Here is a 17858-nt window from a genome sequence, read left to right as displayed (position 1 = left end):
TCGTTGCCATTAGAGTTTTACAAACTCCGCTTCGGCGAGTCGTTGCGTCGAGCGACGAGCGAGTCGCAACATCAATGCGCTGGCGACACCACCGCCGATGCCGGCAAGCGCGGTCGCCGCGGCGAGAACGGACAGCGGAACGGATCCCATGCCGCCCAACGCCTGAAGCAGCGGAATGCTTCCGGTGGCGAGCGCGCCCCAGAGCGCCACGCGCCACGTGGACAGCGTCGCCAGAGTGTGTCCTCGTCCGCCGCGCATCGCAAACGCCGAGAACAGTCCGCCCGCGACCACGCCGGCGCAAAACGCTCGGACCGCGATCGCGACGACCTCGCGCGGTCCGAAGACGGACGCGGGAACGAGTCCGCTCGCGAGTCCCACGACAAAGAAGCTCACGGCGACCGCGGATAGCGCAACGCCTGCCGTCAGACTGATGCGAACCAGACCGCGATAACGACGTGTCTCGCCCATTCGCTCCTCCGTGTCCAAACGACTCGGCTCCGCGGACCCGCCACTCGTATTACGCCCGGGCGTGAAGAATCGTTTCGGTGTCGCGCACGACGATGAGGAACGCGGCAATGAGCGCGACGGTTGCCGCCTTCTGCGCAATCACTTGCACGACGAGGCCGTGTGGCTCGGAAACGCGTGGTCCCCACACCATCACCGCGACGTACCCGGCGAGCGCGATGGCGGCGATGGCCCACGTGATCGCGACGCGACCGCGAAACATCTTGGACTGACGCGACGCGAGCGCGAGAAACGCGGCCGCGAGCGGAACCATGCGCCACGCCCACCGGGTGAAGCCGGCGTGGATCGGCATCACGCGGTTCTCCGGCGTGACCGCGACCCCCGTGAATCCCGCGCACGCGAGCGCGGCGAACACGCCGGCCATTCGCGCCCACCGGCGCGCTCCCGCATCGTTGAGGAGCGTTCGAACGATCGATACGAGGCACGTCCCCAATCCGGCGACGAGCAGCAGCAGGCTCGCCACGAACAGCGTCGCGCCGAGCCGATTGGGCGCGTGATCGTATGCGACCGTCATTCCGAGATCGCTGAGAAAGTTCTGTGAAAGCGAATAGTGCAGCCTCGTGGGGTCGCGCGCGGTACCGCCGGGGTACCGAAGCGCGGAGCCGGTCGCCAGGGCGATGGAGCCGCCGACCGTGCACCATGTACGGCGCCACATCATCGCCACCAATGCTCCTCGCGCAGGGGAACCGTTGCGACGTCGAAGCGTTCCGTGAACCAGGGTTGTATCTCACGATCCATGACGAGGAACTCCGACGCCGCGTGTGACACGCCGAACAGCGCCATACGCGTCGACTCGGCGAAGCCTTCGACGGCGGCGAACTTTCGACGACCGTATTCGGTATCGATTCGTGAATGAATCTCGCCGGTCACGTAGGCCTGGGCGCCGAGTCGTTCGGCGTTTTGCATTTCGTCGACGCGGTCTCCCGAACCGGCGACGATCGCGAGGCGTTCGATATCGGCCGTGCGTGCGCCGGCCGCGTCAAGATACGGAACACCGAACAGATGTCGCAACCGTTCCTGTAGAAGTTCGACAGGGGTCGACGGCATCGACGCGATCACGCCGGCGTGACCGCTGCCGTACGGAAAGAAATGACCCGTCACAGTGGCGCCAAGTGCGCGCGCGATCGAGCCGGACGTGTTGAGCGTGGGGTGATAGTCGAGCGGCGCGTGGCACGAATAGATCGACACGCGCTTCGCCTGAAGGGCTGCGAGTGTTTCGTCGGCGATTGGCTGGAAAAAGTTGCCCCAGGTGCCGCGCGGATCGCCCGACTTCAAGTCGATGGGATGATGCACGAACAGGAGGTCGCCCGACTCGGCGCGATCGAGAAGTGCGTCGAGGACGTGCTCGCTGGGAAACGCGGCGAGGAACACGGTGCGGACGGTCTCATCACCGCGCAGCATCAGGCCATTGAAGTGTGTGGCGAATGCGGATTCGACCCACGAGGTCCAGGGACGCGGCGCCGCTCCATAGACCGCGGGCAGGAAGCGCGAGAACGCGGGATCGGCGCCCGAATTCGGAACGTCGAAGAATTCATCGAGCGCATGGACGATCTGCGTGAGTGCGGTCATGTCGTTCGTTCAGAATCTTTAATGCGTCGCATGGCTCGCCATCCCAACCATCGCGGCACCCGAGCGCGATACGCGAGCCACTCGCGCTCGTGCGTTCGCATGAGCCACGGCTCCTCGTAGGTCAGCACGCGCAAATGAAACGCAATGGTGATGCACGCGGCGTAGATCCCTAGCGTCGCAGACTGAAACGCGATAGCCCAGCCGACGAGAACGAGTACGACGCCGATGTACATCGGGTTTCTCGAGAATCGATACGGCCCGCTCGTGACGACCTGCCGGGGAGGTGCCCACGGCGCGAGCGTGCCCCGTCCCGCCACGTAAAATTCGCGGACGCACGAGAGCAGCAAGAGTGATCCCGCGATCAGGATGAAAATTCCGGTCGCGTGAATCGGCACACCGGGCGGCGCCAGGAGCCAGGGGATGACCAAGCCGATTGTCGCGGGAAGAATCAGAAACGCGGCAAGGGCGCGCCAGAACAGACCCGTTACGTGTGCCATCGGAAGCCCGGTGAATGAGCGGCCGAGCGGTCGTGGTGAAGTAGAATGTTCACGAACGTAGCGATGCGTGATGGGACTACGGAAGTACGCTCGGCTGGGACCAGATGCGGAGTGTATCGTCGCGAACGAAGCCATTCTCCCAGCGATCGATGTGAACCGGAATCCCGATCACATATCTCCCAGCAGGTATCGAGTCGCCGCGGATCATGCGAACAGGGTAGCCCTGCCGCCCGAGCTCACCGTCACCGCGAGGCCGAAGCGTTACGATCAAGTCGGTCCCCACGCACACAACGCTCAGCGGCGGCGCGACCGGCACGTGCTGTCGACGCCACGCAACGTGCCCCCAGACAAATCGATGGTTCGTGACCGTATTGACGAATACGATCGGCGGCTCACAATCGCTGACGCTGGACTCGACCATGATCGTCGTGTCCGTCAGGTTACGAAGGCGCGCGAACACGACCAGCTTTGATTCGCCGTTCGGCGGCGATTCGATTGTCGCGGAGCCGCTAAACGCTACATGAGAATATTCAAATACGCGATCGCTGCCGGAGCTCACTCGATGTACGCAGCCAACGCCGCTCGCAATGGCACATAACAGCAGCACAAAGGCACGCATCGCCGCCTAAGACCATCCCCGCGCCGGCTTCGCCAGCACGACGGACGTTTCGACCTGGCGCGGCGGGATGTCCCAATACTTCCCGAGCAGCGCCGGCGTCTCAGTCGCGGGGACCATCGCGTAGCCGTGCGACTCGTAAAAGCGAATCGCCCACCTCGCGGCCGCCCACGTTCCGATCAGAATACGCTGATCGGTGAGCGTCTCGAGATGGCGCAGCAGCATGCCTCCAATGCCCTTCCCTTGACGATCCGACCTCACGTACGCGTGCCGGATGAGCGTCACATCCAGCACGGGCTGTACGCCCATGACGCCAGCCAGCTCGCCGTCAGCATCCTCGTAGCCCCAGAAGCTCACGCCCGCGCTCATGTCGCGCGCAAGCTGCTCGGCAGGCATGTACGGCTCGTGCCAGCAATCGGCCGCAATGACACCGCGGTATCGCTCGGCGGCGGCGTTGATGATGGCGAGAATGGTCGGCTGTTCGTCGGCGCGGCAGCGGCGGATGGCGCTCACGATGCGGTGCAAGTCTAGGATGACGATCTTCAGGCAAGTGCTTCTATAACTCTCATTTCAGCTCTGATATCTTCGTGGCTCGCTGGGCGCGATCGGGCATCGTCGGGTATCGAACCGGCGACGTCCTCCTCCCAACGGTCGCCCGACTCCTCAGGCGTCGACTGCCGAGAGAGCCGAATCCCAATGCCAACCCCGGCCACACCGGCGATCATCAATGCCATGTGCGCGCCAAAGCCGTGGATCTCGGGCCTCCCCGACGCGAGGGCCATCAGCAATTCGGCGCCCTGCGACACCGCAAGTCCGCCGAGGAGGATGGTCGCGACTCGTGCGCGAAGGCGCGTGGAAATTATGGCGCCCGCCGCCAAGCTGGTGATGATTATCAGGTCCGGCATGACTGCCGGTCCAACAATCAGCCGCTGCAGACTGATCAGCGCGGTCATTGCCACCCACGTAGCCGCGAAACTCACCGCGTTCCGCAGCAACGCGCCTGTCAGGCGCTTTTCGAGCGTCGGCCGCGACGATGACCGACTCCTCGCACGCCATTCTGCGACGGCCGCGTCGAATGCCGCGGTGGAGATGCCTGCTTCGGCGGCGGCTTGGCGCAACTGGTCGAGACTGAACCCGTCGGTGTCCAGTGTAGCGGCGCGCGCGAGGAGGTGTTGCGCGATCGCTTCCCCCACACGTTCAGGATGGTCCGGAGGTTGTGTCATCATCGCTTCACGAAAAGTGTGACGGCTTATAACCCTCGAGCCGCTCCAAGTTGCAGCTACGCCGGGCCGCGGTAAAACGGCGAACACACGCGCTTGATGTCCACGTCCTGCTCCGGAGTCAGGAACAGAATGTCCAGCGCGACGTCTTTCGCGAAGCGACGCTTGGCGATCTCGCCCACCCGTACGACCAGCGATCGATCGTCGGGGCGAGCCGACACGATGCACAGCGCAATCGACGGTTCGCTCAGCGACTCGAAGCCGGCGCGCGCGAGGTAAGCGCGGCGAATATCCGGCCGTGTCGCGAACTCGAAAATCAGATCGCGCTTGAACGTATCCTCGACCGACCCGCTCTGTTCGCCGAGGAACTCGACCTTCCCCTCGCGGCGCTGGAGTGCGCGCCGGCTCCATTCATCGAGTAATCCCATATTCGAGCGTCACCCGTGTCCATCATAAAAGCTCGCTCGGCCGCGAAGATGCAGCGCCGCGTGCGCGACGAGCTCGATGGCGACGAACGCTGCGCCCGCCGCGCCCGCGGTCGCCCAGGTCAGCCATGCCAGCCGCGGCCGCTCGAACAGCAGCCGCGCCGTCAGCTGTACGCCCGCGGCGAGGATCACGCCGCCGACGAACCACACCGCGACTCTCGCGAGTCGTTGGGCCGCGCGACGCGCAGGAAGCTGCGACCGAAGCACGTTGAGAAAAAAGAGGTCGATCCAGTGCCCGCCAAATGACGGCCAGAGCATCAGGACCGTGAGGATGGGCCATCGTTTGAGGCCGCCCGTCGACATCGATACGATCGCCCCCGCGACGAGAGCGATGCTCAGCGTTCGGAGGAGCGTTACACGAATCGGCTCGCGGTATGGCTGCCACTCGGTCATGAGAGTTCTCTGAATAGTCAGGCCGAGGTGCGGGCGGAGATCAAGCTCTCGCGCCTAGATCATGCCCTCGCCGCGGCCTCGGCCGACGTGATGACAGGGTGAACCTCGAACTGAACAATATCATCCCACGCCGCGATCCATTGGTCGAGCAGCGAGCGATCGTCACATTCCATGACTTGGTAGCAGCGCGTCAAATCGCTCGTGACCCAGCTGTTGACGTAGCGAAGGCCCTCGGGCGCGAGCCGGCCGCGCTCGCGGAACCGCGCGTAGACGGGGCGTGGGTCGCCGTCGTGGAAGTGCTCGATGATCATGAAGAGCATGGTAGTGCGGCGAGGCTTCGGGGGATGCTCCCAAAGCTATGAGCCATACGGCGAGAACCGGAAGTGACGCCAGTTATGGTTTCACCGGCGGCAGCGACCGAATGAATTTTCGCATCTCCTCCAGCACGTGCGCCTGATTCGATCGATAGACCTCGTGCGTCGCGTTGGGAATGCGCACGACGCGCGCCGTCGGCACGCCGCGCTCGAACTCTCGCGATTGCGCCGCGGGCGTCCAGTCGGGTGCCCGGCTATCGAACGTTCTCGTCTCCCAGTCCGGCTGCATCGCGTAGATCGCGAGCACCGGCAGCGGCAGGTCGAAGTGTTTGACCGTCGGCTCCGACTCGGCTTGCTCGATGGGGGAGCATGGACACTTCGGGAGATCATCGGCCGTCAAACCGGAATCGAGCTTCAGCCGCGACGTGTCGATCCACGCGTTCGGATACGCCGCGTCGAGATACACCAATCCTGCGACGCGTTTGGGATAGCGAGATCCGACCGAGCTCAATGGCCCGCCGCCAGCGGAATGGCCGACCAGCACCGGCTGGGCGAGGTGCAGCGAGTCGAGTACCGCCACCACGTCATCACCTTTGCGATTGAACGAGTAGCCGCTGTCCGGCATGCTCGATCGGCCGGAACCTCGGCGCGTGATGCCATAAACGTGATACTCCTTCGCGAGCACCGGCGCGAACTCGTCGAACACGTGCGCGGTGGCATTCAAACCATGAAGCAGCACGACCGGTCGTCCGGTGCCTCCCCAGTCGAGCACTTCGAGCTGCACACCCTTCTCGACAGCCACATAGCGAACCGTGTGATGCGTCGTGTCGAGAACCGGCGCATCGGCTCGACACCGAACATTCAGCGGCATACGCGTTCCGCCCTTCGTCCATGCGCCGCGGATCACGTTTTGGTTCCCAGTCAGCGGCCCGGCGAACGTGGCGTGCAGCTCGTCGAAGACCACGATCAGCGAGTCGTGCCGGGTGACGGTCGACGTTGGATGCAGGGAGCCCGCATCGCCGATGCGTCCGTGAATCGGTTTCCATTCGCCGTCCCGGCGACGCATGTCCAGGCTGATCACACCGTCGTTCAAGCCCGGCACGTCGTACGCGACTCCGCGACAGGTCAGATCCTGCGCTGGCATTGACGCGGCGCAGGCGAGGGTGAGCGCGACCGAGCACAGGAGCATCTTCATCATGGTCCGTTCCGGCGGATTGAAGGAGGGGTGCGACCGGCGATAGCTGTTCGACCCCTCATTCGCCGAAAGCGTTCGGCGCTTCATTACAGTTCTGGTATTCCGCCTACTCCGGATACTGTGCCACCGACAACAGATTGCCATCCGGATCCTTCAACCACGCGACCCGCGCGCCACTCGGCGCCTGCCACACGCCGGCCGGGTCCTGATCGAGCCATGGATAGCACTCCGGCGTTGCCATATCGCCCGAGCTCCTCGACCAACAGTCTCGTACAAAGTCGGCGGCACGACCGCCATCGGTCGTGGCGCCGAACGCAACGAGCTCGCCGAACGCGCGAAACGTCACGATCGATGCTCCAGGAACGCGAACACATCGGTCTCCCATTTCGGGATGGCAAGGAGCACGAACCGGTGTGCTTCCTCGAACGTACTGCCGAACGGCGGATACACCAGAAGGCGGCTCGGTCTTCCGCGCGCCTTCAACGCTTCGTGCATTGCGATGCCGGGCTGTGGATTGCCGTTCGCGGCGTGCACCATCAGCAGCGGGACGTTCAGCCGCCCGACGGCGTCCGTGAGCAAGCGGCGAATCGACGGGAAATTCCAGCCTCGCTCGGCACCTGCGAAATCGAGAACGCTGTAGAGCGTGCTGTCGCGGGCGCCCGCCAGAATCGCGAGCACGCCACCTTGTGAATGCCCGGCGACGCTGACGCGATCGCGATTCACATCGGGGCGGGTTCTGACATATGCGATCGCGGCGCGCACGTCATCGAGCTGCTCGGTCGCGAGCAAGGAATCGTGCAGGGTGCCCGAGTCCGTCGCGGCCGCCGCGCGTTTCGCGACAGCTTCCTGGATGGACGTACCTTCACCGCGCGACAATCCTTCGCCGCGCCGAAAGGGCGCGAGCAACAGGTAACCGTGCCGTTGAAACGCGGGACCCAACGCGGACCGGATGACGGTCTCGGCTTGCGCGGCGGTCATGGCCTGCGGCGCCTCGCCGTGATTGAACACGACCGCGGGAAACGGACCGGGGCCGCTCGGGCGCCAGAGTAGCGCCTTGAGACGGAGGCCGCCGCTGTTCACGACGACCGTCTCAGGTGGCGCAAATGCCGCTTGCGCGCGAGCCTCGCGCGGCTCGAGGATGAACAGTATCGCAAACGCGATGCTCGACAGTCCCGCTAGACGCGCGCCGCTCACTGTTTGGGGTCTCCCGACTCCGGTTTACTTCCTCGCGACAAGGTCAACGCGATCTGCCCCGCGTGATGCGAGTTGTGAAAGAGCGTATGCGCGAACAGTCGAATTCGCGGAATGGTCCCGAAAAATGGCGTCTCGATGTCGCCGCCCCAATAGTCATCGGGGCGTGTCTCGACGAGTGTATAGAGTTTTGCAAACCCTTCCTCGACGAGCCGGCGGCTCTGTTGAATGTCCGTGCCCTGCCCTTCATCCGTCCGGCCGATCGTCGTGTTTTGAACATCCGTCGGGACGCCGAGGAACTGGCAAAACAGGTTGATCGTTTCGGCGATGTGCCGAAAGATGAATCCGATCGATGCGGCGCTCGGCGTCAATCTCGTGGAGGCATTGTCGTCGGTGATCCGGTCGAACGAGTACGCGCTCGTCATCCGGTTTTGATCAACCATCTTCTTGAGGAGGTCGTTCGGCATGAGCCGCTCGGTTTGGTTGAAATTGGTGTGCCTGTGAGTTTTTGCTTACGGGGCCCCCGCGTGGCAACGACATCGGACAAAAACCGTTCGACAAGCGATCGTCGTGAACGAACGAGGCCTGGCACCGAATGCCGCGGAGTGTGTCACGTCAGTTTCCGGCGAGAAGTCGAACGATCTCCGCCTGCTGTGCGCGCGCTTCACTACTGCCGCTGCCGCCCCGTCCGGTCGTCCGAAGAGCCAGATCCATCGGGGTCGATCCGCGCCCGGTCGATTGCCGGACGTTCGCTCCGTGCTCGAGAAGTATGCGCACCGCCGCGGCGCAACGCGTACGCACGGCGCGATGCAACGGCGCAACGCCGCCGCGGTCGACGGCGTTTGGATTCGCGCCGGCCGACAGCAAGCACTCGATGGTCGCTGCCTGGGCGTCCGGATTCCAGCGCTTCGATCCCGGATTGCCGTCGCAAGCATAGTGAAGCGGCTCAGCCCCTCGCCGATTCTTTGCGTCAACCCGCGCTCCGCGTTTCAGGAGATCGCACGCAAGACTCGTTTGATACGCCGCGGCGGCAAGATGAAGCGCCGTGTCGCCGGCGTAGACGTAATGCTCGATGCGCTCGAGATAGAACGCAGCCGGCTCCGCTCGTGACGCGCCGGTTGGCGTTGGCTCCGCGACGAGGCGAGGGTCCGCGGCGAGCAGGCGGTGGATATGCGTGATGTCGCCGGCCGCGATCGCGCGAAATAGCGTTTGAAACTGTGATGCCGTCATCAATCGATTGGATACCCACAATCCGGGCAGGTCCCCACGAATTCTTCCTGCGGGCCTCGCCCGATCACGAGCGACGCCTCGCAGAGTGGGCAACGCTGTGCTTCGCCCAGCATGATGGCGAGGACCTCGAGGAGGAACAGGCCGAATCCGAGAAGCGCGGCACGTTCATTCCAGCGTCCGGCGTAAAACGCCGCAACAAACGTTGGAAGCACGAGCAGCTTGCCCCAGCGCGCGAGACGCAACCGCCAGGCAATCCTTCGACTCAACCGCGTCGCGAGCACCGACAACGAGTCGTGCGTCATCGAGAGTGAGGGGATGCCGCGAGCTCGTCTGCCGTGAATTCCGTAACGTCCGGCGACGCACCGGTAAAGTCGGTGAATCGAATCCACCTCGGCCGAACGCGAAAATAGGTGATGCCCGGCCACGATTCGCGCGTTGGACCGTCGGGCCACGCGGCGAAGTACGATGCTTTGATCCGCTCGAGCTCCGCTCCGTGCGGCTCGTCGGCGATTCCCTCGAACTGAACGGTGCGCTCGTCGGCGCCGCTCCACCCGCCGAGCACGAACGCCGTGCGGGGCGATGCTCGAAGATTTCGCGCCTTGCGCGTGCTGTCCAGCGTGTCGAAGACGATCTCGAACGCATCGGTCACGGCAATTCCAACCAACGCCGCCTGCGGTCCGCCGTCCGGCGTACACGATGCCTCGACGGCCAGGCGTTGGGTGCGCATGAAGCGCAGCAAGTCGTCGGCCTTCACGTGTCCCGCAACACGCGCTGGATCGCACGAATCGTATTCCAGTTTCGCGTAGTCATTGGCGCACCGAAAAGTTTATCGAGCTGCCCGAGATGCCCGATCGTCTTCATGTGCCGGCGATACTCCCCGAAGACAAACCGGTCCGTCGACGCGACGACGCGCACCAACCAATTCTCTCCAGGCGGGAGTGAGAGGGGAAGGGTTGGGCTCGCGCCGCCCCGTTTCGAGAGAAAACTCACGAACCGCGTGACACCCGGGTCCGCGGGCGTCTCTCCGAACGGATTCGAGCTCTCGAGACGAAGGAGGTCGCGGCCCTCACACATGACGATTTGGGTCGTGATGGGAAGCTGCTTGACGAGCGCCGCACGGAAATCGCGGCGAGACCCGGGCTGACGCACGACGAATGTTCCAGCTGCGCCGACATTCACCACGTCGAATCGGCGAAGCTCGTGCGCAAGACGCGTGGGGCGGAAGGTTTGATGGCCGCCGACATTGACACCGCGGAGCAGCGTGACAAGTGCCATGAATCCGAAACCGGCTAATCGACAATGAACAACGTCGCACCACTCACCGTGTACGACCGACAGGATATGACTTTGTCACACCGTGGGCGACTCTCGAGGCGTGTGATCCGGCGTGCGTGGCTCAAAGCGCAAGTTGCATCGGCTGACACAGAATCGACGATCCCGGGCGAAGCGGTTCCGCGTTTCCATCCTCGACGAAGCCGGCATGCTTGTACAACCGAAACGCCGCGGGGTGACTCGCCGTCACCCCGAGCCGCACGGTGCGTACCCCGAGTCCCTTCGCCCACGCGATGACGGCATTCAGCAGGAGACTTCCGGCGCCCTTGCCACGAGCTTCCGGCGCGACCCACACCTGAAACACGTGCGCGACGGATACATCATGCTCATCCTGCCGGCCCCACGCCAGACCAACCGGCATCTCATCGACGAGTGCGACAACAGGCATCTCCGTCTCGGCAGCTACGCCAACGCGGAGTCGATCTTCCCACTCCGCGTCAGCGCGAGCCGACTCACGCGCGTGCGTGCTGCCGAACGCGTCGGGCGAGTCGGCCAGGGCACGCAACCGGAGCTCGCGATACAACGGCCATTCGTGAGCGGCAAAGCGTCGGACTGTAATGCCCACCACGAGTCCCTCCGGGAAAACGACCGGTCGCCCAGCACACTGATCCGCGTCGGCGGCCGTTATGTTCGCGAACTCTAATCCCTATATGGATCCACTTCGTTCTCGCCCGCCATCACCACGATGATCGGACGCAGCGTGTGCAGCACGCGGATGGTATCACCCTGCGCCGCAATGATGCGCGCGTTCTTTCCCCACCCACGCACTTTCCCACGCGCTTCGGTACGCGACATCACTCGGCCCGCCCCATGCACCCTCGAGTACAACGATGCGCGCTGCAGCGACTCGTCGCCATCACGCGCACCCTCGATGATCACGGCGTCGTCGCCCATCGATCCGCCGACGAAGCCTCGCTGATCCGGAAACGCCGGCGTCGCGCCCTTTCGCACCACGACGAGATCGCGATCGTCATGACGCTCCTTCCACGCGAAGTTGTGATGGTTGTGAACCAGCTCCATCTCGCGTCCGCCAAGAATGCTAACGACCTGACGCGCGACCCACTCGCGGCCCGTATATGCGTATGCGCCCACCAGCTCCATCAAACGCCAGTACGCGTCGCCAAGCGGTTTCGAGAGATCGAGCAGCACTTCGGTTTCGCGCACACGCTCGCCCCAGAGCGCGCCCGTTTCATCCGCGAACACGTCGACGTAGTGATTGCCCGACCCCACGGTCCCAAGCTGCTGGCGCGCCTTCTTCAACAACGTATGGTGCTCGTGGCTCCCGGCGACCTCGCGCAAGGCGTCACATGACGATGAGGCGAAGAGTGGATCGTCGACCGGGTCATCGTCGTTTTCTAGCGCCGCGCCTCGTCGCAACCTAAGTTGTGCACGTCTCGAGTCCAACGACTCTCGCGCCGGGCATCATCCGAATCATGCAGAAAGTAGTATTACCGAATCATCAAGCCGTGTGGGCGCCGAACGCCGTCGAGGCCGCCGTCGTCTACCGCGAGGTTGTCGCCGAGTCGACCTACCTGTCGCACGGGATCGCTCTCGAGCCGAACGCGGTCGTGTTCGACGTCGGCGCCAACGTCGGCCTCTTTGCCATTCACCTGCCGCGTGTCGTGCCGGGCGTTCGCGTGCACGCCTTCGAACCGATTCCGGAACTCTTCGAGGCGCTCCAGCGCAATGCGGCCGAACACGCGCCTTCAGTCCGTGTCTACAACGTCGGCGTGGCGGCTCACGAAGGTGACGCGGTCTTCGAGGTCGATCGATTCATGACGATTTCGGCCTCCATGCACCCACGCGTGTTCGACCGCCGGCCCGGCGTGTCGGGCGCGACCTGGCTCGCCGCCGCGCTGGATGATGCGTCCGCCGTGACGCCGAGCAGGACGTTGACCGCCTTGTCCGCGGGACTCGCCTCGCGCGTCTGGCGTCCATTCGTCCTGATCGCGATGGCGCCATTCCTCGCGCTGCTCGGTCTCCGCCGCCGAATCTATCTTCGCCGCCCGCGCTGCAAGTTGATCACGCTCTCACAGGCACTCGCGACCAGCGGCGAGTCGCATATCGATCTTCTCAAGATCGACGTCGAGGGTGCCGAGGAGGACGTGCTCGCCGGAATCGGCGGCGCGGATTGGCCGCGCATCAATCAGCTCGTGATCGAGGTCCACGACGTCGACGGCCGGTTCGATCGAATGTCGCGTTTGCTCGAATCACACGGCTTCCACGTTACTCGCGCCCGCGAAGACTGGAAGCTCCACGAGCTGCTGCAAATCTCTACGCTCTACGCGACTCGGCCAGCCGCTGCGTGATGAGATCCGCGGCGCGCCGCACTCCGCCCGCCCGCGCGAACGCCGCCTGAATCTTCGGAATCGCCGCGGCGAATGACGCGTCGTCCATCACGCGAACGATCGACGAGCGCAGCGCGTCGCGCTCGAGCTTTCGCTTGTCGATCCAGACGCCGACGCCGGCGTCGGCAACACGAATCGCCATGTCGCGCTGATCGGCGAACATCGGAATGCCGACGATTGGGGTGCCCGCGACGATCGACTCGTGCACGCTGTTGATCCCGCAATGCGACACGAACACGCGCACATTCTCATGGCGCAGCACCGCGGCCGGCGCCGGTCCCCATGACTCGACGCGGACCGACGCCGAACGTGCGCGCGCCAATCGCGCCTGCTGCGGCGCCGCGAGAATCCACAACGCGCGGAAGCGGTCGCTCGTAAGCGCGTCGAGCATCGCGGCGAGCTGCGCGTCGGTCGCCACAGCCATTGTGCCAAGATTCACATAAACCACCGGCGGGCCATCGGCCAACCACCGCGCGAGATCATCCGGCAGCGCCGGTATGACGTCCGGCATCATCGGCCCGACCATGTGCACGTCGCGCGGCAACGGGCGCTCGTACTCCAATCCAAACGCGCCGTCGACGAGAATCAGATGATCGCGCAGTAACGCGTCAGGCGTCGTTCGGGTCAGACCACGCGATGCACGGTACGCGTTGAGGTCGCGTCCCACCGTCAGCGTCGTCGCCAGGGCGGCTATGCGACGGATGATTGGCCCGGTCATTCGCTGGCCGCGACCGACGTCGCGAATGGATTTGCCGGAGAACAGGAATGGCACCTGGTCCGCCGGCGGCAGCAACGTCACCGGCAGCGACGCCAGCAAGTCGGGATTGTTCACCGCGAACGGAACGCCCGCCCTCTCGGCGGCACACATGGCGGCGGATGAGAACAGGTCCGCGATCACGATGTCGGGACGATCGCTCGATATCGATGCGAGCAGCCCGTCATACATCGACGGCCACACGGCGCCGAGTCCACGTACGATGCGCAGGGTGCCGCGGACGAAATTGGGATCGCGCGACGCCGCCTCTTCGGTGCGGCGCAGCTCCGCGGCAATTGCACCGAGCGGCCCGAGATCAACGAACTCTAAAGCCGGACTTTCCAATGCGACATGCGCGCGCCGCTCGCTGTGCGCGGCGATCGCGACGCGCCACCCGCGCCTTCCGAGCTCCTCGGCCTGCCTGATCAGTGGGTTCAGGTGGCCGATGAGTGGAATGGCGGCGAAGAGAGCGTACGGCAAGCGTACGTCAGTAGTGGCGCTCGAGGACGAACCAGCCGAACGCCCGCAAGCGGACCTTGCTTTGCGAGTCCGGCACGACCGGGTCGAGGCGTTGCCAGGCCGATTCGATGAGCTCGCGCGCATCGCTCTCGCAGGCGTCGAGCGCGCCGCATTCGTCGATCAGGCGGACGGCTTCGCGAATCACGCGCTTGTCGGTCGAACGCGCGGCGAGGATGTCGGCGAGCCGGCGGCGCTCGTCGCGCGGCAAGCGGCCCATCGCCTTGGCGACCGGCGCCGTGATCTTGCCGGCCGCGATGTCCTCGCCTTTGGTTTTTCGATTCTCATCGAAGCCGCGCAGGTTGAGCACATCGTCGATGATCTGGAACGCCACTCCGTACGACTCGAACAGCCAGCCGACGGCGTCGGCCTGCTCTTCCGTGCCGCCGCCGATGAACGCCGACGTTCTCGCGAGCGCGCCGGCCGGCGCGGCCGACTTCAGCCGGTGGATCGCGAGCACCCGGCGCTCGAGGAGCGCCCCCTCTCCGCTCTCGACGACGTTCGGCAACAGCGCGGCGAGTCCGTCGATGTCGAGCGCCTGGCCGGCATGCGCCGAGCGGATGGACTCGAAGTATGATTCATAAACGCTAACACGACGTTCCGCGGGAAGATTGGAGGCGCCAATCGGCAGCTGGGCGAGAAAATAGCTCGCGCAGCCGGCGTTGATCGCCAGCGCATCGCCGTAGAGCTTGTGGAGCGATGGCCCGCCGCGCCGCACGTCGGATGCGTCCTGCACGTCGTCGATGATCAGCGATCCGACGTGGAGCAATTCCGGAAGCGCCAGCCAGTGGGCGAACGGCTGGGAGTCGCCGCCGACGAGATCCATGCAGGCGAGCGCGCCGTACGACCGCCACGCCTTGCCGCCGCGAAGGATGATCTCACGGATTGGCCGGACGACGGTGCGCGAAAACTGCTCGAGATCGACACCGTCGAGGAAATGCGGGCGCGCGTGGCTGCCGATGAGATCGAGCGCGCGGGACGCGGGGAGTGGATCCGGCAGCAGCGCGTCGATCGCGCGCCGCGTCTCCCGGCCGACCGACGCGAAGAAGGCGTCGGTGGTGTCGACGACGCTCGCGCCGCTGCGCTCGACGAACCCCACGCCACTCACCGGCGCGCCGCCCATCGTGCCCGCGATCGAGACGGCGCCTTCCCAGAAGGCGGGCGCCGAGATGATCGTGATGACTTCCTGATTGGGCATGACGACCTGCGCTTCGAGCGACAGGCCCGCTTCGGGAACGCGCAGCGAATACGACGTCGGATACTCGTTGAACGTCTTGGTGCTCGTCCACGACCCGTGCGCGTCGAGCGCGAAGTCGGCGTACGAGCGGCGCTCGCCGGACGGATCGACGACGATCACCCAACGTCCGCGCGACACGGAATGATCCTCGCGATCGAACAGGTCGTAGGCGCTGATCTCATAGCCGTTGTCGAGCTGCACCGCGAGCCAGTTCCAGCCGACGGTCGCCTTTTTAGCGTTCTCTGATAGCGCGGATTCGCCGCCGACGCTGATCGTCTGCTTCTCGCCGAACTCGTGATCGTACCAGCCCGACCCGCGCATGTCGTCGATCCACGCGCCGTCGAGCAGCACGGCGCCGTCGACGCGGCAGCGCGGCGAGAAGTAGTAGAACATCCGCTCGTCGTCCACGCCGCGAACGACACCGTCGTCGCCGTGTCGGACGACGCCCTTCTCGAGCGTCACGCGCAGCCGGCATCCTTCGCGGCCGTCGCCGCTTCGCAACTCGAGCACGTACGAGCCGTCATCATCGCACACGAAGCGATTGCCGTCGTAGTCGAGGTCCAGGCGCGTGACATTCACCCGGGCATCCGACGCGAGCAGGCGATCGGGCAGCGGCACCGTTCCGCGTGCCACGACCTCGCGCAACGCACGGCGCAGGAGATCGTCGCGCGAGCTTTCGGTGCCGTCGATCTCGGCGACCGCCATCGCGGGCGACCGCGGGTCGAGGGCCGTGTGCGGGAAGAACCGCTGGCCGTCGACGTCGATCAATGCCCAGGTGAGGAAGTGCCCGAACGTGCGCTCGCTCGCGCCACTCTCACTGACGTCGACGCGAAAGAACGAAGCGAACAGCGCGACGCGCTGACCCGTCCCGGCCGACGACAGATGCGTGTTGACGTACCACCACTCCATCGTCGACGATGCGTGTGGCAGGTCGTGCGTCGTCAGATCTATTGGACCGGGCGCCGGCCAATCGAACGAGACGAATTCAGCGATCGGGACGGCGTCGACGGAGGGAGTGAAGCGCGACGGCTCTCGTCCAACTACGGAATGTGTACCCGGCATGTGGGGATCATTGTAGTCGTCGGTATTTCATTCCGCTATGCTTGGCGGTAAATGAAACGTCACGACTCCCCACTCGTCACGATGAGATCGACGGCGCGTTCGACTCCGCCGGCACGCGCGAACGCGTCCTGAAGCGGCGCGATGCGCCGGCGATACGCCTCGTCTCCAGCGACGCGCGCGATGTCCGATGCCAGCTGCGCGGCGGTGAATCGGCTCTTGTCCATCCAGCGTCCAACGCCGGCGTCGGCAACGCGCACGGCCATGTCGCGTTGATCGGACAACATCGGGATGCCAACCACGGGCGTCCCGGCCGCCATCGACTCGTACACGCTGTTCATGCCGCAGTGCGAGACGAACACGCGGACGTTCGGATGGGAGAGCACGGCGCGGGGCGACGGTACCCGAGGCACGACGCAGATCGACGCGGGAATCGTCTTCGGGAGCCGTTCGCGAAGCGAGTCTTTCACCACCCACAGCGTGCGCATGCCCGATGCGTCGAAGCCTTCGACCATGCGTCGAACCTGCTCGACCGACGCGCGAACGACGGTTCCCAGATTCGCGTACGTCACGGGCATGCCGTCCGACAGCCAGCGGTCGAGTGCTTCCGGAAGCGGCGGCACGTCCTCGTCCAGCATGGGACCGACCATGTGCACATATGGAGGAAGCGTTCGCTCGTAGTCGAGGCCGAATGCGCCGTTGACGACGATGGTCCGGCCGTGCAGCAACTCGGGGAGTGGCACGGGCGGGAGTCCGCGACTGGCGCGCTGCTTCGTGATCTGTCGGCCGATCGTGAGCTTCACGGCGAGTTGCATCGCGTGGCGTGTGATCGGCTCGAGCAATCGGTGTCGCGGGCGCGCGTCGTGGACGGAGCGCGGCGACATGGCGAACGGTACCCGCCAGTTCGGCGGCATGAGCTCCGTCGGTATCGCGTTCAGCAGCGACGGATTGTTCACGACGTACGGCAGACCCGCTTTCTCGGCGGCGGAGAACCCGGCGGACGTAAACAGATCGACGACGACGACGTCGGGCCGATCGCTCGACATTGCGTGCACGAGTCCATCGAACAGCACGGGCCACATCTCCGAGAGCGGCGCGAGAAAATGCAGGGCGCCGCGACGATAGTCGGGCTCCGCCGACGCGGCTTCTTCGGCGGCGCGCATTCGGCCGGCGATACCGCCCAGCTCGCCGAGGTCGACGAACGGAACCTCGGGCGCCTCGGAGTGGACGTGGGCGGCCATCTCCCTCGTGCTGGCGACCGCGACGCGCCAGCCGCGCCGCTGGAGCGCGGCGGCTTGTCGGATGAGCGGATTCAAGTGGCCGACGAAGGGGAGCGCCGTGAAGAGGGCGTACATTAGTGTTTGCTGAATTCAGGAG

The 17858-nt window shown here is 64.9% G+C and carries 23 protein-coding genes; 1 reads left to right on the top strand and 22 read right to left on the bottom strand.

The annotated features are described in order from the left end of the window. Window positions 1–9 precede the first annotated feature (9 nt). The 19 genes from VN706_11250 to VN706_11160 all read right to left on the bottom strand — a co-directional run bounded on the left by VN706_11250 (window position 10) and on the right by VN706_11160 (window position 11866). A complete protein-coding gene (locus tag VN706_11250) occupies window positions 10–468 on the bottom strand; it encodes a hypothetical protein (protein HXT16198.1) in 459 nt (152 codons plus the stop codon). Between the two features lie 49 nt (window positions 469–517). Further along, complete coding sequence (locus tag VN706_11245; GenBank protein HXT16197.1) at window positions 518–1189, bottom strand: hypothetical protein; 672 nt, start codon at window positions 1187–1189, stop codon at window positions 518–520. Beyond that, entirely contained in the window at window positions 1180–2094 is a 915-nt protein-coding gene (locus VN706_11240; protein HXT16196.1) for a Nif3-like dinuclear metal center hexameric protein, read from the bottom strand. The genes VN706_11245 and VN706_11240 overlap by 10 nt, the downstream gene beginning before the upstream one ends. After that, window positions 2091–2591 (bottom strand): isoprenylcysteine carboxylmethyltransferase family protein, encoded by a 501-nt coding sequence (locus VN706_11235; GenBank protein HXT16195.1) that lies wholly within the window; start codon window positions 2589–2591, stop codon window positions 2091–2093. The genes VN706_11240 and VN706_11235 overlap by 4 nt, the downstream gene beginning before the upstream one ends. 625 nt (window positions 2592–3216) lie before the next feature. Then, window positions 3217–3720: a GNAT family N-acetyltransferase gene (locus VN706_11230; GenBank protein HXT16194.1), complete on the bottom strand. Its 504-nt coding sequence runs from the start codon at window positions 3718–3720 to the stop codon at window positions 3217–3219. 29 nt (window positions 3721–3749) lie between these two features. Then, window positions 3750–4400, bottom strand: a complete 651-nt coding sequence (locus VN706_11225; GenBank protein HXT16193.1) for a hypothetical protein — start codon at window positions 4398–4400, stop codon at window positions 3750–3752. Window positions 4401–4486: 86 nt separating this feature from the next. Then, window positions 4487–4855: an enhanced serine sensitivity protein SseB C-terminal domain-containing protein gene (locus VN706_11220; protein HXT16192.1), complete on the bottom strand. Its 369-nt coding sequence runs from the start codon at window positions 4853–4855 to the stop codon at window positions 4487–4489. Between the two features lie 9 nt (window positions 4856–4864). Then, a complete protein-coding gene (locus VN706_11215; GenBank protein ID HXT16191.1) occupies window positions 4865–5305 on the bottom strand; it encodes a hypothetical protein in 441 nt (146 codons plus the stop codon). A 59-nt stretch (window positions 5306–5364) separates the two neighbouring features. Beyond that, window positions 5365–5625, bottom strand: coding sequence for a DUF3303 family protein (locus VN706_11210; GenBank protein ID HXT16190.1), 261 nt, complete (start codon window positions 5623–5625; stop codon window positions 5365–5367). Window positions 5626–5698: 73 nt separating this feature from the next. Next, window positions 5699–6817: an alpha/beta hydrolase gene (locus tag VN706_11205; protein ID HXT16189.1), complete on the bottom strand. Its 1119-nt coding sequence runs from the start codon at window positions 6815–6817 to the stop codon at window positions 5699–5701. Window positions 6818–6920: 103 nt separating this feature from the next. Then, the gene (locus tag VN706_11200; protein ID HXT16188.1) at window positions 6921–7160 is read right to left on the bottom strand and encodes a hypothetical protein; all 240 of its coding nucleotides are present in this window, start codon (window positions 7158–7160) and stop codon (window positions 6921–6923) included. Next, entirely contained in the window at window positions 7157–8008 is an 852-nt protein-coding gene (locus tag VN706_11195; protein ID HXT16187.1) for a dienelactone hydrolase family protein, read from the bottom strand. The genes VN706_11200 and VN706_11195 overlap by 4 nt, the downstream gene beginning before the upstream one ends. Continuing rightward, on the bottom strand, window positions 8005–8472 hold the full coding sequence (locus VN706_11190; protein HXT16186.1) for a DinB family protein: 468 nt from the start codon (window positions 8470–8472) through the stop codon (window positions 8005–8007). Before VN706_11190 ends, VN706_11195 begins: the two co-directional genes overlap by 4 nt. Before the next feature lie 148 nt (window positions 8473–8620). Further along, window positions 8621–9235, bottom strand: coding sequence for an ankyrin repeat domain-containing protein (locus VN706_11185; protein HXT16185.1), 615 nt, complete (start codon window positions 9233–9235; stop codon window positions 8621–8623). After that, window positions 9235–9537, bottom strand: a complete 303-nt coding sequence (locus VN706_11180) for a hypothetical protein (GenBank protein HXT16184.1) — start codon at window positions 9535–9537, stop codon at window positions 9235–9237. Before VN706_11180 ends, VN706_11185 begins: the two co-directional genes overlap by 1 nt. Further along, a complete protein-coding gene (locus VN706_11175) occupies window positions 9534–9989 on the bottom strand; it encodes a pyridoxamine 5'-phosphate oxidase family protein (protein ID HXT16183.1) in 456 nt (151 codons plus the stop codon). Before VN706_11175 ends, VN706_11180 begins: the two co-directional genes overlap by 4 nt. Beyond that, complete coding sequence (locus tag VN706_11170) at window positions 9986–10510, bottom strand: DUF1697 domain-containing protein (protein ID HXT16182.1); 525 nt, start codon at window positions 10508–10510, stop codon at window positions 9986–9988. The genes VN706_11175 and VN706_11170 overlap by 4 nt, the downstream gene beginning before the upstream one ends. A gap of 121 nt (window positions 10511–10631) precedes the next feature. Then, window positions 10632–11132, bottom strand: coding sequence for a GNAT family N-acetyltransferase (locus VN706_11165; GenBank protein ID HXT16181.1), 501 nt, complete (start codon window positions 11130–11132; stop codon window positions 10632–10634). Between the two features lie 74 nt (window positions 11133–11206). Then, entirely contained in the window at window positions 11207–11866 is a 660-nt protein-coding gene (locus VN706_11160) for an RtcB family protein (protein HXT16180.1), read from the bottom strand. Window positions 11867–12000: 134 nt separating this feature from the next. On the opposite strand from VN706_11160, the gene VN706_11155 reads away from it, so the two are divergent. After that, entirely contained in the window at window positions 12001–12876 is an 876-nt protein-coding gene (locus VN706_11155; GenBank protein HXT16179.1) for an FkbM family methyltransferase, read from the top strand. Here VN706_11155 and VN706_11150 read toward each other — a convergent pair. Genes VN706_11150 through VN706_11140 form a run of 3 tightly spaced genes read right to left on the bottom strand, consistent with a single transcriptional unit; the run spans window position 12842 to window position 17836 of the window. Further along, the gene (locus VN706_11150) at window positions 12842–14149 is read right to left on the bottom strand and encodes a glycosyltransferase (GenBank protein ID HXT16178.1); all 1308 of its coding nucleotides are present in this window, start codon (window positions 14147–14149) and stop codon (window positions 12842–12844) included. The two genes, VN706_11155 and VN706_11150, sit on opposite strands and share 35 nt — an antisense overlap. 7 nt (window positions 14150–14156) lie before the next feature. Continuing rightward, window positions 14157–16484, bottom strand: coding sequence for a polyprenyl synthetase family protein (locus VN706_11145; GenBank protein HXT16177.1), 2328 nt, complete (start codon window positions 16482–16484; stop codon window positions 14157–14159). Between the two features lie 59 nt (window positions 16485–16543). Beyond that, complete coding sequence (locus VN706_11140; GenBank protein ID HXT16176.1) at window positions 16544–17836, bottom strand: glycosyltransferase; 1293 nt, start codon at window positions 17834–17836, stop codon at window positions 16544–16546. Window positions 17837–17858 lie beyond the last annotated feature (22 nt).

It is taken from the genome of Gemmatimonadaceae bacterium, assembly GCA_035606695.1.
In the GTDB taxonomy this organism is placed as follows: domain Bacteria; phylum Gemmatimonadota; class Gemmatimonadetes; order Gemmatimonadales; family Gemmatimonadaceae; genus JAQBQB01.
The sequence above is the reverse complement of the archived record's forward strand: the minus strand, read 5'-3'. Positions and strand labels throughout refer to the sequence as shown.